Raw genomic sequence first — 19,529 nt, forward strand, 5'->3', positions numbered from 1 at the left:
GCTCCGGGGCGCCGTCAGGTGGCCGCGCTGCTGGCGGGCTCGGCCGACGACGTGCCCGGGCTGGCCAGCGTGATCGTGGGCTCGTGGTGGGGCAGCCAGCCCGCCCAAGCCGGGAACCAGCGCATCAGGTGGTACACCGCATAGCTGCGCAGCAGACGCAGTCCATTCCAATGGCTGGGCGCTGCCGCTTCGATCTGCTTGCAACTGGTGTCCATCAGGTGCGACAGGCGGCGGTGCAGGTGGGCGTTGAAGGCGCGGTCCTGGATGATCACGTTGGCCTCCAGGTTTAGCGACAGGCTCAACGGGTCGAGGTTGCTGGAGCCCACGGTGGACCAGTCCTCATCCACCAGCGCCACCTTGCCATGCAGCGGGCGGTCGCAGTATTCGTACACCCGTACGCCCGCGCGTTGCAGGTGGTCGTACAGCAGGCTGGCTGCTGTCTTCACGATGGGCATGTCGGGCTGGCCTTGCAGGATCAGTCGCACGTCCACGCCCCGCTTGGCGGCCCGCCGCATCTCGCGGATGAAGCGGTAGCCCGGGAAGAAGTAGGCATTGGCAATGACCACCCGGGTGCGCGCGGCGCGCAGGGCCACGCGGTACTGGCGCTCTATGTCGCTGGTGTGCTGCTGGTTGTCGCGCGTCACAAACATGGCGTGGGCCGTGCCTGCGTGGGGGCGGCCGGTAATGTCTGTGGCGTGGGGGCGTTGGTGCGCGCTGCGGTCCAGCACCGCCTCGCGCGTGAAGCGGTGCATCTGCGCCACGACCGGGCCGCGCACCTGCACGGCGTAGTCCTGCTTGGCCTCGGGGCCAAAATCGGCCATGTGGTCGGCAGAATAATTGATGCCACCGATAAAGCCCAGCTGGCCGTCCACCACCACGATCTTGCGGTGCATGCGGCGCAGCACGTTCAGCCGCTGCCCGAGGAAACGGCGGCCCGGGTCAAAAATGCGAAAGCGCACACCCGCATCCACCAGGCTGCCCACAAACTGGTCCGACAGATCGGGCGAGCCAAACCCGTCCACCAGCACGTGCACCTCTACCCCGCGCTGCGCTGCGGCCAGCAGGGCTGCATGCAGTTCCTGCCCGATCTTGTCCTCGAACAGGATGAAGGTCTCCAGCATTACCTCGCGCCGAGCCTGGGTAATGGCGTTGAACACACGCGGGAAGAATTCCTCGCCGTTTTCCAGCAACTCGAAGTGATTGCCCGGAACCCAGCGGGATGAGCGTGGCAGGCTGAAAGCAGGGCGCTTCATAGCAGGATCTCCGCCGCCAAAGGCGCATGGTCCGAGAGCTTGTCCCAGGGTTTTTTGGGCAGTGACAGCGGCGCATGCACAGCGGCGTTGCGCACGTAGATGCGGTCCAGCGCCAGCAGCGGCATGGAGGCTGGAAACGTGCGCACCGCACGGCCAAAGGCCTGCACAAACACCTCTTGCAGGCCCGCTTCGCGGTGCAGGATGTCGTGCGCGCGGTTGCGCCAGTCGTTGAAATCCCCCGCCAGCACCACGGGCTCGTTGGCTGGGAAGCTGCGCAGCAGATCGCACACACGCAGCAGCTGCCGCTGTCGATGGGATTCCTGCAGGCCCAGGTGCACACAGATCGCATGCACCGGCAGGTGGTGGCCCGGCGGCTGCAACACGCAATGCAGCATGCCGCGCCGCTCGGGCCCGCTGATGGAGATATCGTGGTTCTCGTAGTGCGTGATCGGAAACTTGGACAACAGCGCATTGCCGTGGTCGCCGTTGTCATACACCGCGTTGCGCCCGTAGGCGTATTGCGACCAGATGGTGTCCGCCAGAAACTCGTAGTGCGGCACCTGCGGAAAGTTGGCGAACCGGCTGGCATGGCGGTGGTGCGTGCCCAGCACCTCCTGCAAAAACACCAAATCCGCTGCCACATCCCGCACGGCATCCCGCAGCTCATGCAGCATGAAACGCCGGTTGAAGGTGGTAAAGCCCTTGTGCACGTTCACGGTGAGCACCTTGAACGCGATGGGCTGGGGATCGGTAGCGGCGGTGGTGGCCATGGGCAGTCAAACAATCTTTGGAGTGGGTCCCCCGCGAAGCCGCCGCGGTGTGCGCAATGGCCACCAGGGGCAGGCCGAGGGATGACTCGATTGTTTGGGCTGCACTGCCTTGCCGCTGTAGGACGGCTGGCCGTGGTTTTGTGCTGCTGGGGACGAAAAAAATGGGGCCTGATAGCCCCATTTCGTTCTGCAAAGTGCTGCCCTGGCGGCAGCGGCGCTTACGCCGGCAGGAACCCTTCGACCGACAGGTAGCGCTCGCCCGTGTCGTAGTTGAAGCCCAGCACCTTGGCGCCCGCAGGCAGCTCGGGCAGCTTTTGTGCAATGGCGGCGAGCGTGGCGCCCGACGAAATACCCACCAGGATGCCCTCTTCGCGCGCAGAGCGGCGTGCGTATTCACGGGCCGGTTCGGCATCGACCTGGATCACACCGTCGAGCAGGCTGGTGTCCAGGTTCTTGGGGATGAACCCCGCGCCAATGCCCTGGATGGGGTGGGGCGACGGTGCGCCCCCCGAGATCACGGGCGATGCCGTGGGCTCCACCGCAAACACCTTGAGGTTGGGGAACTTGGCCTTGAGCACCCGTGCCACGCCGGTGATGTGGCCGCCCGTGCCCACGCCGGTGATCAGCACGTCGATGCCATCAGGGAAGTCCGCCAGGATCTCCTGCGCCGTGGTGCGCACATGCACATCGATGTTGGCGGGGTTCTCGAACTGCTGGGGAACCCACGCGCCGGGCGTCTGCGCCTGCAGTTCTTGTGCGCGGGCAATCGCGCCCTTCATGCCCTTTTCGCGCGGGGTCAGGTCAAACTGCGCGCCATACGCCAGCATCAGGCGGCGGCGCTCGATGCTCATGCTGTCGGGCATCACCAGAATTAGCTTGTAGCCCTTGACGGCCGCCACCAGCGCAAGACCAATGCCCGTGTTGCCGCTGGTGGGCTCAATGATGGTGCCGCCTGGCTTGAGTGCGCCGGACTTTTCGGCGTCTTCCACCATCGACAGCGCGATGCGGTCCTTGATGGAGCCGCCCGGGTTGCTGCGCTCAGACTTCACCCACACGTTGGCCGCCGGGCCAAACAGGCGGTTGATACGCACGTGGGGCGTGTTGCCGATGGTTTGCAGAATGTTGTCAACTTTCATGGCGTCTCCTGTGAGTGGCGAAGAAGGGGTTTGTGCAGCGCCCGTTGTTAATAAAAAGCCGTTCGGACTGAGCCTGTCGAAGCCGGGGCGTGAGGCCGGGCCCTACGACAGGCTCCGGGTGAATGGGTTTCACGGGCTGGCACTGCGTTACCCCGCGCATTCTGAACCAGTTGTTCTACAGCCTTGGTGATATGGATATAGCCAAGGGATGGCCTGCATAACCCTCGCGAGGCGGTGAGAGTGAGGATCGGGATGGGCTACAAGGCGTCTTTTCGCAGCCAATAGCCCGGCTATCGGCAAAAAAAGCAACGCAGTAGACCGCCCGAGGCCGTGCGGTCACAGACCGCAGGGAGTTATGCAGGCCATCCCAACGTATCGGCCCACGCCACATCAGCCGGACTTAGAGCAGAGGTCTGATCTCCACCAGCATGGCCTGCTTAACCGGCGTGATCTGCACCTGCACGGGCAACCCCAGCGCAATCGTCTGTGCGTTGGTGGCCGTGTGCTGCGTCACCTCGGTGCAGGTGTAGCGCGCTGCCCGCCCACTGCGCCACACCGCCAGGGCCAGCGGCAGCATCCACTGATCGGCCAGGTGCGGGCCTAAGGCACCCGCGCTGCGCTGGTAGTCGCGCACCTCATCCACAAGCCGCTTGGCAACCTGCTCGGCCGACAGGCTGCGCTCGCCCAGCTGGCAGAACACCTCGGTGATGTGCTCGTACTCCAGCGTGGCGATCAACGCGTTGCCCGGGCCTTCGTTCTGACGCGTAGGGGGCTGGCGCAGTCGGCCGGATTCAAAGGTCCAGCCCATGCGCTGGCCCAGCGCGTCCAGCTCCCGCGTGGCAATGTTGCGCGCCAGGCCCGGCACCAGTGCCTCGCCCCAGGCGTCTTGCAGCGGGCCGCGCTCCAACACGTCCACAGGCGCCAGCGCCAGGGCTGGGGGCGTGATGTGTGCCAGCACCTCGCCACCCCCAGCGGGGTAGAAGCCGCGCCGCTGCAGTTGCAGGTCCAGCCCCACACCCAGGCGCCGCACCAGTGGGGCAAACGCCCGCTCCAGAAAATCAAATGGCGGCGCCATCGGGTTGTGCGTGCCGCCCGAGAGCTGCACGCGGCTTTCGCCCTCCGTCAGCATCAGTGCGGGCAGCACGGTCTGCAGCACCAGCAGGCAACTGCCCGCCGTGGCGATCTGAAAGCGGTAGTCGCCTGCGCGCACGGCGCCGGGCGTGAACAGCAGCGTTTGCGACCCCAGTTCCGCGCCTTCTGCATCGCCGCCGCATACAGCCACCGCCGCCTGCACGCAGGCCAGGTGCTGGCGCATCAGCCCCGGCTTGGGCCGCCCTGCGCGAATGCGTGTGATGTGCAGCAGGCGGCCGGTGACCATGGCAAGGGCCAGGCCGGTGCGCAGGATCTGGCCGCCGCCCTCGCCGGTGGAGCCGTCGAGGGTGAGGGGGGTCTGCATTGCCTGGCCCGGTGGATGAATAACGTATTTCTCGCTCAACATGACCTCAAATACCTGTTTCGGAAGCGCACGATGCGTGACGCTGGATTGCTTTTTCCATGCGCAGCGCTCGTCCGCTAATCCATGGGTTTCGGTTGCTGCATAGGGCTCGCAGCTCTTGCAAAAATGGTTTGTCTGCCACCCTGATGGCCAGCCGACAGTCGTATCGGAAACTGCCCGTGGAAGGACGGCGGACGATGGATCGCAGCAGAGCCTCTTGTGTGTCCGTGCGCTCCCGGTGTTGCAATTCCGCCTGTTTGAGCTTGGTACAAACCACATCGCGCAAATAGCCGGAGCGAAAGAATCTCGGACTGATCTGCAAGTACAGGATCGCTGCGTCACGCCACACCCCGCTTCCAGTCACGATGTCGCGTTGTGCCTGTGCACTCCAAAGTTCCCACAGCGGGCTTTGGTAAGTCCGAAACTCCTCGGCAGCCTGCCGGTACTCCTTGCGCGATTCCGTGTTGGAGCGTTGTCGCATGGCTGCAGCGCGGCAAGCTGCGTGTAGTCGGTTCATTTCCGCCTCAGTTTCATAGATGACGCGGGCGTCGATCATTTGTTTTCACACTGAGTCGTGTGCCGCGTGTGCCGCGTCATAACGCAACACCGTGTCATGCAGCAGCGCATCGAGCGCGGCATTGCCCGGCACCGGCAAGGCTTGCACAGGCTCGGCCGCGTTGCGTGCCAGTTCGGCCTCGATAAACGCATGGATACCGGGCCAACGTGGGCTGGTGGCGGCTTCGCCTGCGCGCATCTTCACCTCCAGCAGTGCGTTGATTTCCGCGATCAGTGCCGCGTCATGCGACGGGTGCAGCGTGTGCTGGGCCAGCTCGGCAAAGCGCATGGGTGGCACGCCGGGCTGCGTGCGTATCCAGCGCGCAGCCAGCAGCGGGCGCAGCACGTAGAGGTACTTCTTGTAGCGCACCTCATCGGCCTGCAAATGCTCGCGAAAGTTCTTCTTGGCCATGGAGGCGTAGTGGTGCCAGCCCTTGGCGTTGGAGAACACTTGCGCCGCCAGCGCGCGGAACTGCGCCATGGTGTCCGCCTCTTCGCGGTACACGATGGGTGAGCCCAGCCATTCGAGCAGCGTGGGGTTCGATTCGCGCATCAGGCCCAGTGCCTTGCGCAGGTCCCAGCCGTTCACATCCAGGTCGCCGCTGATCGGCAGCTCGATCACGTCGCGCCCGGGCGCCACCGTGAGGTACCACGGCAGCCGGTTCACGTAGATGAAGCGCACGTCGTAGTCGCTGTCGGGCGAGGCAAAGCCCCAGCCCCGGCTGCCGGACTCGCAGGCGAAGAGCACCGTTACGTTGTGCGTGGCTTCGATGCGCTGCAAGGCCTCCAGCACTTGCGCGCGCATGTGGGGCTCCACCGGGTGGGCGGAGCGCAGGAGTTCTTGTTGTTGTTCTGATTTATGCATAAAAATGGGCTGTAGCGCTTATTGGGTAAGCGCTAGCAGCTATTAAAAATGTAGTAATTCCGAAGCCATTCGCAACTGGCGCGGCCCAGGCGAGAGACGCCAAGCAAGGGCCGCCCCGCAGCGAGGGCGTCGTCCCCCTGGAGGGAAGCCGTGCAGCGGCTCAGGGGGTTACCCTTTTACACAGACGACTTGCTTGAGCGTGTAAACCACCTCCACCAGGTCCTGCTGCGCCGCCATCACCGCGTCGATGTTCTTGTATGCCATCGGAATCTCGTCGATCACGTCGGCATCCTTGCGACATTCCACGCCCTCGGTGGCGGCAATCTGGTCGGCCACGGTGAACATCTTCTTGGCCTTGGTGCGGCTCATCGTTCGGCCCGCGCCGTGGCTGCAGCTGTTGAAGCTCTCGGGGTTTCCTTTTCCGCGCACGATGAAGCTCTTGGCTCCCATGCTCCCCGGGATGATTCCCAGCTTGCCTTGCTCGGCACTCACCGCGCCCTTGCGGGTCACGAAGACCTCTTGCCCGAAGTGCGTTTCGCGCTGCACGTAGTTGTGGTGGCAGTTCACCGCTTCCACGTGGGTCTCGAACGGCTTGGTGATCACCGTGCGCAGCGCGGCAATCACGCGGCCCATCATCACCTCGCGGTTGGCCGCGGCGAATTTTTGCGCCCACCCCACGGCCTTCACGTAGTCACCAAAGTACTGCGCGCCTTCCTCGAAGTACGCCAGGTCTTTATCGGGCAGGTTGCGCTGGTTCATCTCGGCGTCCTTCTTGGCCAGCTCGATGAAGTGGGTGCCGATGGCGTTCCCCACACCGCGCGAGCCGGAGTGCAGCATCACCCACACGGACTGGTGTTCGTCCAGGCAGATTTCGATGAAGTGGTTGCCCGTCCCTAGCGTTCCCAGGTGCTTGTAGTTGTTGGTGTTCTTGATGCGCGGGTGCGCCTCGCAAATTTCCTCGAACTCATCCACCAGCCCGGCCCAGGCGCGGTCGGTCTCGGGAGGCGGGGTGTCCCAGCTGCCTTTATCGCGGCCCATGCGTTTGGGCGTCATCCCCACCGGCACCGCGCGTTCGATGGCGGCGCGCACGCCGGACAGGTTGTCGGGCAGGTCGCTGGCCGTCAGCGTGGTCTTGCACGCCATCATTCCGCAACCCAGGTCCACCCCCACCGCAGCGGGGATGATGGCCTTGAGGGTGGGCACCACCGAGCCGATGGTGGCGCCGATCCCCAGGTGCACATCGGGCATCACCGCCACATGCTTGAACACGATGGGCAGGCGCGCAATGTTGCGCAGCTGGTTGCGGGCTTCTTCCTCTACGGGCACGCCGTTGGTCCACATCTTCACGGGCACGCCGTTCGGCACTTCGTATTGTTCGTAGTTGTTGTTGCTCATATTGTTCTTTCGTCTTTGTTGTTCATTGAACCATTCCACGCGCTGCGGCTTGGGCATAGTTTTTCAGTTCGTCGTCGTTCTTCACCTGGCGGATGAAAGCATCCATGTGTGCCTGCAATTCCTGGTGCCGGTTCAGGCGGTTGCCCTCATGGCCGATCCCGTGCAACGCCGATATCTGCGCTTCGCGCCAGGGCGTAGCCAGCATCTCGGAAAACACCTGCCACATCGCGTCGCACCATTCGGGAACGTGCTTGGCGTTCCAGAACGTGGGCCACACGTCAAACCACATGTAGCTCACGAAGTAGAGACGGTCGCTTCTGCTCCCGATCGTGCTCGGCTCGGCAGCGCTCAGGCGCGGGCCAAGGCAGTCGCGCCACAGGGTGGGTAAGGCCCGCACCATGCGCATTGCCTCGGCCAGCGGCACGGTCGGGTCGTTCACCATGTGCGGGATGTCGCCCGCGTTGTTGCTCATCACATGGTTCAGGCCCATTCCGACCTGATCGTCGCTGTACGGCGCCAGGTCGTTTCCTGCGTTGGCGAACAGCACGGTCTGGATGTGCGTCCATTGCAGCGGCGCGGCTTCGAACTCGGGCTCGTCGATCTCCCAGTACCACTCTTGCTCGCCTTTTTCCGGCACGGGGCGGTCGAAAAGGTAGCGCAAGGCTGCGTGGTAGACCGCCGGGTTGAGCCCCACGGACTCACAACTCACTGTGGGGGGTTCCCGGCCCAGGCGCCTCTCACGCGCTGTCAGTTTCTTCACTTTCATCATGGTCGTCTCTTTATCTGTGGATGCTCAGCGCATCTTCACCAGGCCGTTCAGCACCTGGTCCAGTCCACCAAACACCGATATCTTGTCGATGCGCTCGGCCACCCGTTCCAGCGTCTCCAGCTCCTTCATGCGCAGGGCGACGGGGTTGTCCTCCATCACCTTCGCCGTGTTGAGCAGCGAGCGCGTAGCGGCGGTCTCTTCGCGGCGGCGGATCACGTTGGCCTGGGCCTGTTTCTCCGCCTGCACCACCTGGGTCAGGATGGTTTTCATCTCGCCGGGCAGCACGATGTCCTTCACGCCCACGCTTTCCAGCTGCATGCCGTAGGGCGATAGCTTGGTAGCCATGTGCGCGGTCACCACGTCGTCGATTACCGTCTTGTTCTCCAGCAGCTCATCGAGCGTGCGGGTGCCCACGGCGGCGCGCAGCGCAAACTGCAGCTCGCGGTACAGGTGGTCGGCGGGCTTTTGCAACTGGGCAAAGGCGCGCAGCACATCGGTGTAGCGGAAGGTGGCAGACAGGTTCAGCCGCAGGCTCACCTTGTCGCCGGTCATGATGTCCTGGCCCGATACCTCCACGGCTTGCAGGCGCAGGTCCACCAGCTCCACGGCGATGGTGCGGCCGTACTTCCAGAACGCATAGGCGCCTGCAGGTAGCAGCCGATCCACTTTGCCGTCGATGGTGAGCAGCGCGCACTGGCCCTCGGGCACCTGCACCTGCAACACACCGGCCAATCCGGTCACGCTGCGCTGGCGCAGTTGTGTGTGTGTCAGGCGCGCCACCAGGGCGGCGGGCAGCTCGGGGCTCGCTTCCAGGTCGATCACCTGCACGTTCACTTCCACCAGGCCTTTCCAATAAAGGCGGCGGGTGCCAGGGGGCAGCACCTCGACCAGCACGCCGTTTTCGCTGCGCAGGCCCACTTGCTGCTCCGACAGGTTCACTTGCACAAACTCTGCTGCCACCACGGCAGGCTCCTGCGCCATCAGGTAGTCGGCCAGGCCGTGGGTGAAAGCGGGTTGTTCGAGGGCGAAGGTCTCTACGCGCAACTGGTCCATGCCTGCAAACAGCCAGTAGGTGCCGCTTTGGAGCACGCGGTCAAAGCTGCCGTTGCGCAGCAGCAGGGCGCGTTCGTTTTTCTTCACGGTCATTCGTTCGATCAGCTTCATCATTTTTCTTCTCCTTGTTCTGTCGTTGTCGTTACTTCTTCGTTGTCGTTGCAATCAGGGTGCCGTTACAGCAATGGCGGGGTGCCAGGGGGCACAGCCAGGGCCCTGCAGTGCGCCGTGGTTGCTGCCCTGCAAGCAGGGCGGCAGCGTGGCTGGCTGCGGGCGCGGGCTGTGCCGGGTGCTGGCACAAACCGCCACCGGCTGACGGGGTCTTGCCTTGCGGTTGCGTCCAAAAGAGGCGCAACCCTGGGACAACTCCCCGCGTTCGGCGGGTGGTCTTTCGACCGTTTCTCAGTTCCAACCCTTCGGTCGGATGAATGGGCAGGAGTCGAACCTGCTACAGCCCTCTTGCGAGGGTGCTCTACCAATGAGCTACCAATGGAGGCAAGCCGGGAGTCGAACCCGGCACCCCTTTCGGGATGGCTACCACTGCCGTGCCGTTACCCAGCGCTCACGGTGTGCGGCATGCGGGGAATCGACAGGGCCTTGAGAGCCCGGATTCCCTGCACCGGCGGGGCGAACGTTGGTCCTAACCCCGGCCTGTGAGCGGTCACCGCTTGCGCTGGATGCCTTATCTATTGCCAGATGTGTGCCAGCCTGAGTTTTGTCGGTTGAATTTCTTCAACCTGTTGATTTGTATGGGGAAATTCATCCGTAAGATTTTTTGCTTCTTAGATGAATTTGAAAAAACTAGAATTAAAGATAGATAAATAGATAAGCAGCATGCGCAAAAACAAAGTCGTGATCGGTTTCCTTGGCACGCAGCTCGACTCTGGCCGGGGTGCGGGGCGGTGGGAGAAGTGGCGCCCCACCGTATCGCTGGTGCAGCATGAGGACGTGGTTATCGAGCGGCTGGAGCTTCTCTACACGCCGCCCCACCAGGACTTGGCCCAACAGGTGCGCGCGGACATGGTGATCGCGTCCCCCGAGACCACGGTGAACCTCGTGCCCCTGCCCATTGCCGACCCCTGGGACTTTGGCGAGGTGTATGCCAAGCTCTTTGATTGGGCGCGGGGCTACCGCTTTGACACCGAGCGCGAGGAATACTGGACCCACATCACCACCGGCACCCACGTGGCGCAGATCTGCCTGTTCCTGCTGGTGGAGTCGCGCCGCATTCCGGGCGTGCTGGCGCAGACCTCGCCGCCCAAGCGCCAGCAGATGGGCGACCCGGGCAGTTACACGCTGATCGACCTGGACCTCTCGCGCTACGACGTGATCGCGCAGCGCTTTGGCGCCGAGCAGCAGGACGCGGTGCAGTTCCTCAAAAGCGGTATTGCCACGCGCAACGCGCGCTTCAACGCGCTGATCGACGAGGTGGAGCGAGTCGCAGTGCGCTCGCGCGCGCCCATCCTGTTCACCGGGCCCACGGGCGCGGGCAAGTCGCACCTGGCGCGGCGCATGTACGAGCTGAAGAAGGCGCGCCACCAGGTCAAGGGCGAATTTGTGGAGGTGAACTGCGCCACGCTGCATGGCGAGGGTGCTGCCTCTACGCTGTTCGGCCACAAAAAGGGCGCTTTCACGGGCGCGGCAGCCGACCGCGCGGGCTTGCTGCGCACGGCGCACAAGGGCGTGCTGTTCCTCGACGAGATCGGCGAACTGGGCCTGGACGAGCAGGCCATGCTGCTCAAGGCCGTGGAAGAAAAACGCTTCTACCCCATGGGCAGCGACCGCGAGGTGGCCAGCGATTTCGAGCTGATCGCCGGCACCAACCGCGACCTGCGCACCGAGGTGGCGGCCGGGCGCTTTCGCGAAGACCTGTATGCGCGCATCAACCTCTGGAGCTATGTGCTGCCTGGCCTGGCGCAGCGGCCTGAAGACATCGAACCCAATGTGGACCACCAGCTGGCCCGCGCGGGCGCCGAGCTGGGCCGCAGCGTGCGCTTTTCCAACGAGGCGCGCGCGGCCTACCTGCGCTACGCCCAGTCGCCCGAGGCGCTGTGGACCGGCAACTTCCGCGACCTCTCCGCCAGTGTCACGCGCCTGGCCACGCTGGCCGACAGCGGCCGCATTGGCCTGCCCCTGGTTGAGGCCGAAATGGCCCGCCTGCGCTGGCTGTGGCAGCCCGCCAGCGATGCGCGCAACGGTTTGGCGTCTACGCCCGGCGCGTTGGGCCGCGACGATCTTGCGGACCTGTTGGGTGAGGAAGCGGTGGAAGCCATGGACCTGTTCGACCAACTGCAGCTGGCGGCGGTACTGCAGGTGTGCCGCAACGCCCGCACCCTGTCGGACGCTGGGCGGCAACTGTTCCAGGCCTCGCGCGCGCAACGCACGGTGGTCAACGACGCGGACCGGCTGCGCAAGTACCTGGCGCGGTTCGGGCTGGACTGGGAGCATTTAGCCACGGCACCGTTCCCGCCATGGTTGGGGCGACGCCCTTAGACACGGTGCGTGGTCCAGCTCGGTGTTTGCAGCGCAAGCCTCGGCCTTCACCCTGCGATGGCTGGCGGGCAGCGCCCAGCCGCGTAGCAGGGCGGTGATGCGGGAAGCGTCTCACTGCTCACGCGCGAAATGGTGAGTCTGGCCATCTGTCCAGGTGATGATTCCTGTTCCCAGCAGGTCGAGCTGCCAGTGAAGCTGGCGTTCGCCACGAGCGTTTACTGCGAACCCTTCCGCGTAGCAGCCAGACCAGTCACGTTGCGCGAACCCTTCTTCCGGGACTCGCGTGGCTTCGTGCAGAAAGTACGTTTTTATTTCTGCTTCACTGAAGCGCGGTGCCTCGCAGCGGTTACGTGTGCCTTCTTTGACGGCGAAACTCTGTACCCAATGAAGGTTGGATGGCTGTGCCACTGCGGACGCGCAGGCCCAACAAGACAAGAGGGTGATCAGCGCCGCCCTCATTGGAACACCAGGCTCTTGGCCTCGTCGGCCTGTTTGTAAGAAATATCGGAGTGACGGTAAACGTCTGTTTGCAGGTCCAGCCCGTAGTGGCTACCCAGTGCCTGCGTCAGCCATTTCAGCGATTCCGTCTGCTCTGCCGTGGGACGTTCGAACAGTTTTGTCTTTGGGTCGAACTTGGCTACCACTTCAATGGCCACGGAGTCACCGTTGGTTGGATATCGATCGGGGTAGACCTTGGCCTGCTCCCGGGTGTTGAGCGCTTTGACTTTGGCGCTGTAACTTGCAGAGGAGTTCATGAGCGTGTCGATCGCCGTTTTCTCTTCTTTGCTGCAGGTTCGGCTGTCATCGCATCGGGAGCGGATTTTTCCGACGCTGTAGACGCTCTGGTCCAGTCGCGCAGTTTGGTAAATGGTGCCGTCTTTTTCGATGTAGAAGTGCGCGCCGATCCCGTTGGTCTTGGCGTGTTCTAGATTCATGGTGCTGCTGTCGGTTTGGTGCAGCACGATGGCATCGACCCTGGTCATGGCGCCGTGTTCCAGTGCCGCAACGCGTTTATCGACTACGCGTGGGTCGACGATAAAGCCGTCCTTGATGATCAAATCTTCATTGACCCCGTGGCCACCCGGAACTCCTCCCGCATGGGTCGTTGCAGTCACGTTCATTGGCATTCCTCCTGATGTTGCTGTGGTAAACGGTGCGGGGCCAGTGTGCCCATTGAGAACCCATGGCGCCATATGTGTGATTCCCAGTGAGACAGTGTTTCTGGTTTCATCCTGTAAGTAGTCATTGCACGGCCTGTCACGATCTAGGACCCGTTTTCAATGGCTGCATACCGTTTATGCACGCAAAGCCGGAAAGCGACTCAGGCAAGTCAACAAGTGGCCACCGGCCTACCGGGGCGCACTAAGTAGATTTTTGAGACAGGTGCAGCTGGCGGATGGCGCAGCGCAGTGCGCTGTGGCCCGGGGCGATGCGATAATCGACAGCGTGAAGCGCGCCAGACCGCCGCTGGTGCAATCTGGGAAACCAGGCACTGGAGGAACGTCCGGACTGCACAGGACAGCGTAGCAGCTAACGGCTGCCCACCGTGAGGTGAGGATCAGAGCAACAGAGACGAGTCCCGGGGGAGTGCCGCAAGGCAAACCACCGGGGGTGAAACGGGCAATCTCTACGCGCAGCAATACCAAGTAGGCCAACGTTGATGTGGTTCCGCAGAGTTGGCGGGTAGGTAGCACCGAGCCGTGGTGGCGACACCCGGCCCAGATTAATGGCGGTCACACTGCGGGCAACCGTGGTGCACAGAATCCGGCTTATCGGCGCGCTTCACACTTTATTTCCCATCCCCGGTTTCCCCACCGCGGTTCCCAGCCCCTTCGCGCCTCAAGCTCTGACGATGGCGGGAGGAAGTCAGCCTTGCCCAGCAAGGGGCGCGGGCTGGCTCAGTTTTTCGTGCAATGGGGCGCATGCCCCTTTTCCAGCTCGCTGGCTCGCGCCACGGTGTCGGGATGGCTGCTGAGCAGCGACCACACGGGATGGGAGGCCATCTCTTCGGCCGTCTTGCGCTGGCGCGTGCGTTCGGGGCTGCTGGCGCCAGGCTTGGCCGTGGGTGCGGCTGCCTGGTTCTGGCCTGCTTTCTCTTGTTCTTTCTTCTTGTTTTCTTCTTCTTCCTCTTCGTCGTGGGCAATGGCCAGCAGCAGCTTGCCCATGGGCGCCGTGGGCAGGGCCGTGTGGTTCATGAGGGCGATGGCGTAGCAGTCGGCTTCGCGTTCGTGGCTGCGGCTGTAGGCCAGGCCGGTGAGCACCGATGCGCCTGTGGACACCACCGTCGACACGTCCCCGAGCGCCAGGCCCAGGCCCATGTTGAGCACGCCTTGCTCCACCACCATGCGCGTGGTGTGGCGGTACACCACATGGCCGATCTCGTGGGCCAGCACGCCCACCAGGGCGTCGTCGGGCAGGCCCTGGTCGGCGGCGGCCTTCACGATGCCGTCGGTCATCACGATCTTGCCGCCGGGCAGGGCAAACGCATTGGCGCCCATGCCCGATCGGAACTCCAGCGACAGCGGCGGACGGTAGTCGGGGTAGCGGTGCATGGTTTTGGGCGTCTGCTGCACCAGGGCGTCAAAGCGGGCCTTGAGCTGCTCCTGCCGCTCCTTGGGGAGCTTGCTGGGCTTCAAGGTGCCGTCGTCCATCTGCTTGAGCACGTTCTCGGCCACGCTGGTTTCCCAGCCAAGGGGCACAAAGCGTGTGAGCTGGGTGGCTGCCCAGGGTGTGCCATAGCGGTAGAAAAGCGTGAGGCCGATGACGGCGGCAGCCGTTACACCCAGCAGCACGGGCCAGCGGGTCTGCATGCGCTGGGCCAGGCCGGGGCGCTCGCCAGCGGCTGCGAGGGCGGCACGCCAGTCGCTCACGGCATCGATCTCCAGGCTGCCGTGGTCCCGCAGGTCCACGACCACCCGGGGCTGGGGCTTGTGTTCGTTCCAGGCCTCTGGCCAGCCCACGTCCTTCCAGGCGAACACGACCGGCTCGGCGCCTGGCTGTGAGAGCGGGTGGAGCACCAGCGACGGGCCCTGCGGCGTGGGCCGCAGGCTCACCATCACGGGGCGGGCTCTGCTGCTCTGGCCGTCGAACCAGCGTCCTTGGAGCAGGTCTGTGTTCACGGGGGCGGGCATCCTCAACCGATGAGGTCCAGGCCTGCCGCATCGGCCAGCGCATCGCCCAGGCCGCCCTGTTGCTGGCGCACCATGGCGCCCGCCACCTGTTCGACGCCGCCCTTGACGTGCAGGGTGACGGATTCGCATTTCATGCGGTATTCACTCACCCGTGCAAACGGGCGGTAGAGGCCGAGCGTGAGCAGGGTGAGCAGCATGTTCTTGATGCGCAGCCCCACGTAGCTGCTGCTCTTGAGGTGGCACTTGAACCGTGCCACATGGCTCACGCCGATGTTGTTCCACATGAGCTGGAACATCCGTGCCTCGCGGTAGGCGCGGGCGGGGGCCGAAGCCAGGATCAGCATGAAGATGCCCGCGACGATGGACACGATGATCACCAGAATCATCCACAAGCCCATGCGGCTGCTCTGACCGGCGAACAGGGCGATGGAGCTGCCCGCCAGCACGCCAATCAACACCGAGAACCCCACCACGGTCAGCACGAAAACAGCCACCGTGGCCAGCCACACCTTGACGAAATCCATGTACACCGGCTTCCAGCGGCCTTTTTCGGCGCCTACCTGGGCCTTGAGCACCAGCAGGCTCTTGTAGTTGTATTCCAGGCGGATGAAGCACAGCACAGTCAGCACCAGGCCCAGCAGCAGCAGGGCGCCCATGGCCGGGGTGAACGAAGGCATCTTCGGGTTGGCGGCTTCGTCCTCCACCTCCTGCAAGACGTCGGCCAGTTCGGGCGAGAGGATCTGCATGCCAAAAAACACGCCGAACCACACCAATGCCAGCGCAAACAGGGGCCAGCTCGCGAGGTAGACCTCTTTCCAGTGGGCGGTGAACTGCAGGCGCAGGCCGCGCCACCGCGTGGCGCCCAGCCGAAAGCGCATGGCACTGCCCCAGATCAGCGGCGAGAGCACGGCGCCCGTCAGCAGCAAGACGCCCACGGCAGCATCCTGCCCCGTGTTGGCGGCAATGTTGTAGGCCAGGGTGATAAGCATCAGCAGCACGAAGCCCATCACCATCTTGCGCTGCTGCGCAGTGAATTCGAGCGGGCTGCCCGCCACCAGCGTGTGGCTGTAGAAGTATTGCGCCGTGCGGCGCCTGGCCCAGGGGGTGTAGATGCCCAGCGTGACGATGGACAGCAGCACGTTGACGATCCACACCCGAAAGTATTCGCCCCCGCTGCCCGTGAACTCCATCGGGTGTGCATCGATGTTCTGCGGCATGAACGTAGACATCGGCCCCGCAGCGCTGTCTCTGTCTGATGAAACTTGGCTCATGAACTCCCTCCTGTTTGCCGCGCAGTGTAGCAGCGGTCAGTGGAAGAAAAATTTATGCCAAATTGGCCTCTGGCGCTTTTCCATCAAGCGTGAGTAGCTATATTTTTAGTAGCTGACTGGTGCAGCGATGTCTCTGCCGGCTCTGTTGTCAGCAGCTGGCGCGTCATCACCAGCGCACCCGTGGAGCTGGCTTTGCCAGGCCACCGGGTGCGTCCCCCCTCAGGGGCTGAGTGCCTGCGGCTCCAAGCCTGCCTGCGCAGGCTTGAACAGGCCGAAGAGGCTGGGCCTCTGGCGCTGCCACCGTGGCGCCGAAGGCGACTCAGGGGGAGTCAGAACTTCTCCCAAGGCTGCAAATACCGCCACTGCCCTTCAGGTACCTTCGCCAGCGGCACGCGGCCGATGCGGATGCGCTTCAAGGCCACTACGGCTAGGCCCACGGCCTCGCACATGGCCGGGATCTGGCCGGGGCGGATGCCCTTGAGCGCAAAGCGCAGCTTGGTCTCGTTTTGCCAGCTCACCTTGATGGGCGGCAGGGGGCGGCCGTTGAACGAGAGGCCGTGGCACAAGCGCTGCAGCCCGTTCGGTGCAATGTCGCCTTTGACCTCCACGATGCATTCCTGCTCCAGCGACTCGATGTCTTCCGCCAGCTTGCGCGCGATGCGCTTGTCCTGCGTGTAGACCACCAAGCCACTAGCCTCGGTGGGCAGCGGTGTGAAACATTCCAGCTGCTTGAAGTGGCGCTGCAGCACGCGGATGCCCGAGGCGTCCTCAGGCAGGTGGGATGCCGGGCTCAGCAGGGTGGTGGCCGCAGTGGCGCCCTGGCTGCGGCTGGCGTGGGCCGCCTGCCCGGCGGGCAGGCCCAGGCCGGCTTCAAAACCAGTGGGCTTGTGCAGCAGCAAGGTCACCGGGGTCAACTCCAGCAGGCTGGCGTCTGGCGCCACCGTCACGGCCTGGTCAGGGCGCACGCGTGCGCCGGGGGCTTCCACCACCTGGCCGTCCACGCTCACAAAGCCGCCTTCGACGAACTGCTCAGCCGTGCTGCGCGAGCAGTTCAGTTGGTCGGCCACACGCTTGGCCAGGCGGATGTGGGAGGGGTCGGGGTTCTTGTCGGTCATGGGGTGAGGAAGGTAGGCATTCGCCTATGGGAATCGAAGGGACAAATGCGTGATTGTCGGCGGTGCCTTCAATACGGGTGCTGCCGCATGCCAGTGCCTTGGTGGAACAGGCTTTGCCGGGCCACTGGTGGCGTCCCCCTGAGGGGGAAGGCGCGTAGCGACTCAGGGGGCATCAATTGTTCCCGGGCTGTTGTGCTCGAATGCGCTCCACATGCGCCAGGAGCGAGCGCTGCGCAACGGGCCACATGCGCGGCGGCACGTCGGCGTAGGCGTGCCGCACCCAGTCTTCCATGCTGCCCTGGGGCAGCGCCTGCATGGCGGCCAGCACCTTGGCCTCGCGTGCCAGGCGGTGGGCCTTGAGCTTGGCGATGGCGCCACGGGCATTGCCCAGAACATAACCGTGCGCAGGCAGGATGAACTCCACGCCATGCTCGGCGCACACGGCGTCGAGCTTGTCCAGCGAATCGAGGTAGTCGGCCATGTTGCCGTCAGGTGGGTCCACCACCGTGGTGCTGCCGTTCAGGATATGGTCGCCGCTGAAGAGCAGGGCGTCTTCCACCAGCAGCAGGCACAGGTGGTTGGCGGCGTGGCCCGGGGTGTGGATGACCTGCAAAGTATGGGTAATATTGCCCTCTGGCGCTTTTCCATCAAGCGCGAGTAGCTCATTATTTTGTAGCGATCTGTCGGGTGTGAATGTGCTGGCCGTGCGCGCGGTGGGCGCCGAGGGCAGGCCCAGGATGGGGGGCCGGGCTTTGCCCGCCTGCACACACAGTGCCTGCAGCGGCGCGGCGCCGGGCGAGTGGTCGGGGTGCGAATGGGTGCACACGATCATGCGGATGTCACCCCCGGCGGCGCGCCAGAGCTTGTCCAGGTGTTCGGGGTCCGCCGGGCCGGGGTCGACGGCGATGAAGCCCGTGGCCGGGTCGCCCACCAGGTAGCTGTTGGTGCCGGGGCCGGTCATCACGCCCGGGTTGGGGGCGGTCAACCGCTGTACGTTGCGCAGCAGCGGCACGGGGCGCTCGGTTTGCCAGTCCAGCGGGTGCACGATCTGGCCGTCGGGGCACACCAGGGCCAGCTCGCCGTAGGGCATGTCGCTTTCCATGTACCGCGCTTCCTTGCCTACCATCGTGCCCGCGCGCGGGCAGCTGGTCCACAGGGGCAGCTCGTGGGCCAGCGCGTCAAACACGGCCTGGGTGGTGGCAAACGTGGCCAGCCGCTGCAGTGTGCGGATGGTCGGAAAGATCATGAAGAACTGCCCCGCCTCATGCCGTGCCAGCGCATCGGCCGGGCGCACCCAGACGGGCTCGAACTGCTCGGCCTCGTCAGCCACAGGCTCCTGGCCCTCGGGCATGCGGGCGACGAGAAATGGCACGTCGAAGCGGCGCGGCAGGTCGCGGTCGGTGATCCAGTGGGCCAGCATTAAAACGCTGTCGGCCGCCAGCCGCAGGCCGCGCGCGGTGCATTGCGCCACAAAGGGCTGGTGGCGGTCGATGGCGGCGATGTCCTGCGCATCGGCCATCAACCCCTTGCGGGGGCCGTCGGCATGGCGAGCCAGCAGCACGCCCAGTTCTTCAAAACTCTCGCGGATGGCGGCGATGGCCTGGGTGAGGTGCAGATCGCTTTGTGTGGGGCGGCGGTCGGCGGCGGAGTGCGATTGCGCATCCAGCGCATCGATGCCCCCGCCCGGGAACACATAGGCACCCGGTGCAAAGCTGGCCTTGTCGGAGCGCCGGGTCATGAGGACTTCGATGCCTCCCGCATTGCCGGGTGCATCGCGCAGCAGCAGCACAGTGGCGGCAAGGCGGGTGGCTACAGGTTCGCGGTAGGGGTGCAGTTGTTGGCTGGTGCGGGGCATCGGGCCATTATCGAGGGGAGGCGCGCCGTGTGCACACGTCCCACTTCGGTACGGCCCATGGGCCGTACTACGGCGGATGTGCTGGGGTTGACCACTCAGCGCAACGCCCGCAGCTGCTGCAGGCGCAGCAGCACCGCATCAATGACGGCGTTGGCGCCTTCCACGTCGCAACTCCACAGCATCTCCAGCAGCTCGATCAATGCGATGGCGTTGGTCTCCTGCAGTGCCGCCTGGGCCGCTGCCTGAAGGTTGTGCGCGCCCAGATCGTCCAAAACGTTGACGGTCAATCCCATGAGGTACTCCCTGTTTTTTAAGGAGGTCCATCGTAGGTGCGCGACGGCCGTGCGGCGGGCTGGTCGGCATGATCAATATC

At 64.3% G+C, this 19,529-nt stretch carries 17 protein-coding genes, 1 tRNA gene and 1 other RNA gene; 2 read left to right on the plus strand and 17 right to left on the minus strand.

What is annotated here, in order from left to right:
- Positions 1-14: 14 nt before the first annotated feature.
- From clsB to EXV95_RS20855, 10 genes are all read right to left on the minus strand, one after another.
- Positions 15-1,253, minus strand: coding sequence for a cardiolipin synthase ClsB (gene clsB, locus EXV95_RS20810; protein ID WP_176888300.1), 1,239 nt, complete (start codon positions 1,251-1,253; stop codon positions 15-17).
- Positions 1,250-2,023 (minus strand): endonuclease/exonuclease/phosphatase family protein, encoded by a 774-nt coding sequence (locus tag EXV95_RS20815; RefSeq protein ID WP_176888301.1) that lies wholly within the window; start codon positions 2,021-2,023, stop codon positions 1,250-1,252. The genes clsB and EXV95_RS20815 overlap by 4 nt, the downstream gene beginning before the upstream one ends.
- Before the next feature lie 218 nt (positions 2,024-2,241).
- Entirely contained in the window at positions 2,242-3,159 is a 918-nt protein-coding gene (gene cysK, locus EXV95_RS20820) for a cysteine synthase A (RefSeq protein WP_176888302.1), read from the minus strand.
- A 400-nt stretch (positions 3,160-3,559) separates the two neighbouring features.
- Positions 3,560-4,615, minus strand: a complete 1,056-nt coding sequence (rtcA, locus tag EXV95_RS20825; RefSeq protein WP_176888303.1) for an RNA 3'-terminal phosphate cyclase — start codon at positions 4,613-4,615, stop codon at positions 3,560-3,562.
- A gap of 46 nt (positions 4,616-4,661) precedes the next feature.
- Complete coding sequence (locus EXV95_RS20830) at positions 4,662-5,210, minus strand: hypothetical protein (RefSeq protein WP_176888304.1); 549 nt, start codon at positions 5,208-5,210, stop codon at positions 4,662-4,664.
- A gap of 6 nt (positions 5,211-5,216) precedes the next feature.
- Entirely contained in the window at positions 5,217-6,074 is an 858-nt protein-coding gene (locus EXV95_RS20835; protein WP_176888305.1) for a nucleotidyltransferase domain-containing protein, read from the minus strand.
- A 168-nt stretch (positions 6,075-6,242) separates the two neighbouring features.
- The gene (locus EXV95_RS20840) at positions 6,243-7,469 is read right to left on the minus strand and encodes an RtcB family protein (protein ID WP_176888306.1); all 1,227 of its coding nucleotides are present in this window, start codon (positions 7,467-7,469) and stop codon (positions 6,243-6,245) included.
- Between the two features lie 22 nt (positions 7,470-7,491).
- Positions 7,492-8,238 carry a hypothetical protein gene (locus tag EXV95_RS20845; protein ID WP_255484825.1) on the minus strand — a complete coding sequence of 249 codons (747 nt, stop codon included), beginning with the start codon at positions 8,236-8,238 and terminating at the stop codon, positions 7,492-7,494.
- Positions 8,239-8,262: 24 nt separating this feature from the next.
- Entirely contained in the window at positions 8,263-9,402 is a 1,140-nt protein-coding gene (locus EXV95_RS20850; RefSeq protein ID WP_176889134.1) for a slipin family protein, read from the minus strand.
- Positions 9,403-9,715: 313 nt separating this feature from the next.
- Positions 9,716-9,779, minus strand: a tRNA-OTHER gene (locus EXV95_RS20855).
- A 346-nt stretch (positions 9,780-10,125) separates the two neighbouring features.
- On the opposite strand from EXV95_RS20855, the gene rtcR reads away from it, so the two are divergent.
- Positions 10,126-11,784, plus strand: a complete 1,659-nt coding sequence (gene rtcR / locus EXV95_RS20860) for an RNA repair transcriptional activator RtcR (protein WP_176888307.1) — start codon at positions 10,126-10,128, stop codon at positions 11,782-11,784.
- Between the two features lie 111 nt (positions 11,785-11,895).
- On the opposite strand, the gene EXV95_RS20865 is transcribed toward rtcR, so the two are convergent.
- Both EXV95_RS20865 and EXV95_RS20870 read right to left on the minus strand, forming a co-directional pair.
- Positions 11,896-12,192 carry a hypothetical protein gene (locus tag EXV95_RS20865; RefSeq protein ID WP_176888308.1) on the minus strand — a complete coding sequence of 99 codons (297 nt, stop codon included), beginning with the start codon at positions 12,190-12,192 and terminating at the stop codon, positions 11,896-11,898.
- Positions 12,193-12,239: 47 nt separating this feature from the next.
- Positions 12,240-12,905, minus strand: a complete 666-nt coding sequence (locus EXV95_RS20870; RefSeq protein ID WP_176888309.1) for a peptidoglycan recognition family protein — start codon at positions 12,903-12,905, stop codon at positions 12,240-12,242.
- A 327-nt stretch (positions 12,906-13,232) separates the two neighbouring features.
- Between EXV95_RS20870 and rnpB the strand changes: the two genes are divergently transcribed.
- Positions 13,233-13,572: RNase P RNA component class A (gene rnpB, locus EXV95_RS20875), an RNA gene on the plus strand.
- A 110-nt stretch (positions 13,573-13,682) separates the two neighbouring features.
- Here rnpB and EXV95_RS20880 read toward each other — a convergent pair.
- From EXV95_RS20880 to EXV95_RS20900, 5 genes are all read right to left on the minus strand, one after another.
- Complete coding sequence (locus EXV95_RS20880; protein ID WP_176888310.1) at positions 13,683-14,915, minus strand: M48 family metallopeptidase; 1,233 nt, start codon at positions 14,913-14,915, stop codon at positions 13,683-13,685.
- A 2-nt stretch (positions 14,916-14,917) separates the two neighbouring features.
- Positions 14,918-16,186 carry a YjgN family protein gene (locus EXV95_RS20885; RefSeq protein WP_370460118.1) on the minus strand — a complete coding sequence of 423 codons (1,269 nt, stop codon included), beginning with the start codon at positions 16,184-16,186 and terminating at the stop codon, positions 14,918-14,920.
- 329 nt (positions 16,187-16,515) lie between these two features.
- Positions 16,516-17,301 (minus strand): rRNA pseudouridine synthase, encoded by a 786-nt coding sequence (locus tag EXV95_RS20890; RefSeq protein ID WP_176888311.1) that lies wholly within the window; start codon positions 17,299-17,301, stop codon positions 16,516-16,518.
- 172 nt (positions 17,302-17,473) lie between these two features.
- Positions 17,474-19,156 (minus strand): MBL fold metallo-hydrolase, encoded by a 1,683-nt coding sequence (locus EXV95_RS20895; RefSeq protein ID WP_176888312.1) that lies wholly within the window; start codon positions 19,154-19,156, stop codon positions 17,474-17,476.
- Between the two features lie 95 nt (positions 19,157-19,251).
- Positions 19,252-19,449 (minus strand): hypothetical protein, encoded by a 198-nt coding sequence (locus EXV95_RS20900; RefSeq protein ID WP_055399614.1) that lies wholly within the window; start codon positions 19,447-19,449, stop codon positions 19,252-19,254.
- Positions 19,450-19,529: the final 80 nt, after the last annotated feature.

This window comes from Acidovorax sp. JMULE5 (assembly GCF_013376875.1).
Taxonomy (GTDB): Bacteria; Pseudomonadota; Gammaproteobacteria; order Burkholderiales; family Burkholderiaceae_C; genus Acidovorax; species Acidovorax facilis.

Excerpts from the sequence above, each read along its gene's own strand:
- EXV95_RS20845 (WP_255484825.1), bottom strand. The coding sequence starts at position 8,238 with ATGATGAAAGTGAAGAAACTGACAGCGCGTGAGAGGCGCCTGGGCCGG.
- cysK (WP_176888302.1), bottom strand. The coding sequence starts at position 3,159 with ATGAAAGTTGACAACATTCTGCAAACCATCGGCAACACGCCCCACGTG.
- EXV95_RS20840 (WP_176888306.1), bottom strand. The coding sequence starts at position 7,469 with ATGAGCAACAACAACTACGAACAATACGAAGTGCCGAACGGCGTGCCC.
- EXV95_RS20815 (WP_176888301.1), bottom strand. The coding sequence starts at position 2,023 with ATGGCCACCACCGCCGCTACCGATCCCCAGCCCATCGCGTTCAAGGTG.
- EXV95_RS20850 (WP_176889134.1), bottom strand. The coding sequence starts at position 9,402 with ATGAAGCTGATCGAACGAATGACCGTGAAGAAAAACGAACGCGCCCTG.
- EXV95_RS20885 (WP_370460118.1), bottom strand. The coding sequence starts at position 16,186 with ATGAGCCAAGTTTCATCAGACAGAGACAGCGCTGCGGGGCCGATGTCT.
- rtcA (WP_176888303.1), bottom strand. The coding sequence starts at position 4,615 with ATGCAGACCCCCCTCACCCTCGACGGCTCCACCGGCGAGGGCGGCGGC.
- EXV95_RS20835 (WP_176888305.1), bottom strand. The coding sequence starts at position 6,074 with ATGCATAAATCAGAACAACAACAAGAACTCCTGCGCTCCGCCCACCCG.
- EXV95_RS20900 (WP_055399614.1), bottom strand. The coding sequence starts at position 19,449 with ATGGGATTGACCGTCAACGTTTTGGACGATCTGGGCGCGCACAACCTT.
- EXV95_RS20830 (WP_176888304.1), bottom strand. The coding sequence starts at position 5,210 with ATGATCGACGCCCGCGTCATCTATGAAACTGAGGCGGAAATGAACCGA.
- EXV95_RS20870 (WP_176888309.1), bottom strand. The coding sequence starts at position 12,905 with ATGAACGTGACTGCAACGACCCATGCGGGAGGAGTTCCGGGTGGCCAC.
- EXV95_RS20890 (WP_176888311.1), bottom strand. The coding sequence starts at position 17,301 with ATGACCGACAAGAACCCCGACCCCTCCCACATCCGCCTGGCCAAGCGT.
- clsB (WP_176888300.1), bottom strand. The coding sequence starts at position 1,253 with ATGAAGCGCCCTGCTTTCAGCCTGCCACGCTCATCCCGCTGGGTTCCG.
- EXV95_RS20880 (WP_176888310.1), bottom strand. The coding sequence starts at position 14,915 with ATGCCCGCCCCCGTGAACACAGACCTGCTCCAAGGACGCTGGTTCGAC.
- EXV95_RS20895 (WP_176888312.1), bottom strand. The coding sequence starts at position 19,156 with ATGCCCCGCACCAGCCAACAACTGCACCCCTACCGCGAACCTGTAGCC.
- rtcR (WP_176888307.1), top strand. The coding sequence starts at position 10,126 with ATGCGCAAAAACAAAGTCGTGATCGGTTTCCTTGGCACGCAGCTCGAC.